Annotated in this window: 4 protein-coding genes; all 4 read left to right on the top strand. The window is 75.5% G+C overall.

The window, feature by feature from the left end:
* Positions 1-1,409, top strand: a 1,409-nt coding sequence (locus ACOJUF_RS25935; RefSeq protein ID WP_420124688.1) for a glycosyltransferase, incomplete at its 5' end; no start/stop codon positions are given.
* The gene (mftE, locus tag ACOJUF_RS25930; protein WP_420124687.1) at positions 1,402-2,100 is read left to right on the top strand and encodes a mycofactocin biosynthesis peptidyl-dipeptidase MftE; all 699 of its coding nucleotides are present in this window, start codon (positions 1,402-1,404) and stop codon (positions 2,098-2,100) included. The genes ACOJUF_RS25935 and mftE, both read left to right, overlap by 8 nt.
* A 190-nt stretch (positions 2,101-2,290) precedes the next feature.
* Positions 2,291-2,563 (top strand): DUF4242 domain-containing protein, encoded by a 273-nt coding sequence (locus ACOJUF_RS25925; protein ID WP_420124686.1) that lies wholly within the window; start codon positions 2,291-2,293, stop codon positions 2,561-2,563.
* Positions 2,564-2,648: 85 nt separating this feature from the next.
* The coding region (locus ACOJUF_RS25920; protein WP_420124689.1) for an iron-containing alcohol dehydrogenase at positions 2,649-3,345 on the top strand (697 nt) is incomplete at its 3' end.

Here is a 3,345-nt window from a genome sequence, read left to right as displayed (position 1 = left end):
CGCGGGGGGCGGGGGGGAGCCGCGGGCGCGGCGACGGCGCGGCCCGGCCGCCCGCCGCCCCCGCGCTCGACCGGCTGATGCACCGGCTCCGGGGCGCCGGGCTGCTGCTCGGCCCCGCCCCGGCCGCCACCGACCATGCGGGGGTCACCGTCGTCATCCCGGCGCGGTCGGCCGCCGGCCCGGTCCGCGACCTGCTCGGCACCCTCCCGGCCGACCTCCCCGTGATCCTGGTCGACGACGGCTCGCCGATCCCGCTGGCCCCGCTGGCCGCCGAACGCCCCGGGCTGACCGTGCTGCGCCACGAGCACTCCCGGGGGCCGGCCGCCGCCCGCAACGCCGGCGCGGCCGCGGCCGGCACGCCGTGGATCGCCTTCCTGGACGCCGACACGATCCCCGACCCGCAGTGGATCGACCGGCTGAAGGCGCAGATCACCGAAACCACGGCCACCACGGGCGCCGGCGACGGCAGGGCCGTCCCGGTGGTGCTGGCCGCGCCGCAGATCGTGCCCCTCGCCGGGTCCGGATCCGGCGGCTGGTTCGAACAGCGCGTCTGCGCACTGGATCTGGGCCACACGCCGAGCGAGGTCGGTCCGGGACGGGCGGTGTCGTACGTGCCCAGCGCGGCGATGCTGGTGCGCGCCGAATCCTTCGCCGCCGTCGGTGGTTTCCGGGCCGACATGCACGTCGGCGAGGACGTGGACCTGGTCTGGCGGATCGCCGAGCACGGCATCGTCCGGTACTACCCCGACGTGCACGTGGGGCACCGGCCGCGGGGCACGCTGACCGCGGCGTTGAACCGGCGACGGCTCTACGGCACGAGCGCGGCCGACCTGGCCGGCCGGCACCCCGGCGCGCTGCGCCACCTGGACGTGTCGATCTGGTCGCTCGGCCCGTGGCTGCTGGCCGTGCTCGTGCACCCGGCGGCGGGCGTGCTGGCCGGCGGGGTCACCGCCGCGATCGCACCGTGGGGCATGCGGGAGCTGTCCCCCGCGCACGCCCGCCAGCTGGCGGCGATGGGACACCTGCGCGCCGGCGCCGCGCTCGGTCGCTGGCTGATCCGGCCGATGCTGCCGGTGACCCTGGCCGTCGCCGTGCTGCGTCCCCGCATCGGCCGGCGGCTGGCCGTTGCCGCCGCGGCCGGGCTGCTCGTCCAGGCCGTGCAGGACGTGCGGACCGGGGAGGCGGCCGATGGAGCCGAGCCGGCCGGCCGGACCGGACTCGCGACCCGGGCGCGGGCCACCGCCGAATCCTTCGTGGCCCACGCCCTCGACGACGCCGCCTACGGGCTGGGCGTCTGGCAGGGCGTGCTGCGCCGGCGCAATCCCGAACCGGTGCTCCCCCGGGTGCGCGACCTGCCCCACCCCCGTAGGTGGTTCCGCCGGTCCCCGGCTCCGGCCGCCGATGGCTGACCCGGGCCCGCTGGCCGGCGCGACCTGGCCGGAGGTGGCGGCGGCCGACCGGCGGATCCTGCTGGTGCCGCTCGGGTCGACCGAGCAGCACGGGCCGCACCTGCCGCTGACCACCGACACCGTGGTGGCCTCCCGGCTGGCCGAGCTGGCGCACCGGACGATGCCCGGCGTCGGCCTGGCCCCGGCGATCCCGTACGGCGCCAGCGGCGAGCACGCCCACTTCCCCGGCACCCTGTCCATCGGTACCGAGGCGCTGTACCAGCTGCTGGTCGAGTTCGTCCGGCACGCGGCCGGCGACTGGCGGCACGTGCTGGTGGTCAACGGGCACGGCGGCAATGCCGAGGCCCTGGCCCGGGCGGCCACCCTGACCCGGTACGAGGGCCGTTCACTGCAGGTGCACCACGCGGCCAGCGGCGGGCCGCGGGCCGACCCGCATGCCGGTTACCGGGAGACCTGCCTGATGCTGCACCTGGCGCCGGAGACCGTCCGGACCGACCTCGCCGCCCCCGGCGCCACCGCTCCGCGGGCCGACCTGCTCCCCCGGATCACCGCCGGCGGGGTGCGGGCGGTCAGCGCCAACGGGGTGCTCGGCGACCCGACCGGGGCGAACGCCGGGGAGGGCGCCCGGATCTTCACGGCCATGGCCGACCGCCTGCTCGACCGGATCCGGGCCCTGCTGGCGGCCCCCTGACCGGCGTCCCCGGGCACCGGTCGATCCCCGCCCGGGCGGTGCGACCTGTCCGAACGGCCAGGTCGATCCTGGTCCTTGGGGGGTTCGCCGGGGCGACGTCCGGCCGTAGCGTGACCCGGGTACCGGGCCCGGACGGCCGGTGGCCGGCCGTCCGGCACCCGACCACGGGCCGCAACGAGGGGAGTGCGTGATGGATCGCTACGTGATCGAACGGACGTTGCCGGGGGCGGGATCGCTGACCGACGACCAGATCACGGCGGTCGCGACCCGCTCCAACGAGGTGCTGGCCGAGCTGGGCGACAAGATCTCGTGGATCGAGTCCTACGTCGCGGACGACAAGCTCTACTGCGTCTACGAGGCCGCGGACCCGGCACTGATCCGGGAGCACGCCGCCCGCGGCGGTTTTCCCTGCGACAGCATCGAGCCGGTGAGGCGTACCATTTCACCCACCGACGGGTCCTGACCATTCGGGTCGACGACGGTCGGCGAGCGGCGTGCTGATCGCTTGCTCGACGGAGGAGAACAACATCGTGATCGGACACGAGGACGTGGTCCGAACACACCCGCCCGGCGCGGGTGATCCGGGGCACCGGCACGGCCCGGCGCCGGTGGTGAAGTTCCACGCCCCCGAGGTCGTCTTCGGTCTGGGCGCCCTGGCCGAGGCCGGCTTCGCCGCCGGCCGGCTCGGCGCGCGGCGCCCGTTCGTCGTCACCGACGACGGGGTGCACGACGCGGGCTGGGTCCACCAGCTGCTGGGCCACCTGCGCGACGCCGGCCTCGACCCGGTCGTGTGGCGCGGCATCACGCCCAACCCGAAGGACGTCGAGATCACGCAGGGGTACCACCAGTACCTCGAGTCCGGTTGCGACGTGCTGATCGGCATCGGCGGCGGCTCGAGCATGGATGCGGCCAAGGGCATCGCGATCCTCTCCGGCAACGGCGGCACGATCCTGGACTACGCGGGCGTCGACCAGGTCACCCGCCCCATTCCCCCGCTGCTCATGATTCCCACGACATCGGGTACCGGCGCGGACGTCTCGCAGTTCTGCATCGTCACCGACACGACGGACTCGGTGAAGATCACGATCATGGGCCGGGCCCTGGTCCCGGACATCTCGATCACCGACCCGCGGTTGCTGACCACGATGCCCGAATGGCTGGCCGCGGCCACCGGTCTGGACGCGCTGACGCACGGCATCGAGTCGTTCGTCTCGCTGGCCCACAACCCGCTCGCCGACGGTCATG

Origin of the sequence: Nakamurella sp., assembly GCF_048594475.1 — a bacterium.
Classification (GTDB): Bacteria; Actinomycetota; Actinomycetes; order Mycobacteriales; family Nakamurellaceae; genus Nakamurella.
Note: the sequence above shows the minus strand (reverse complement) of the source record. Positions and strands in the feature narration are given on the sequence as shown.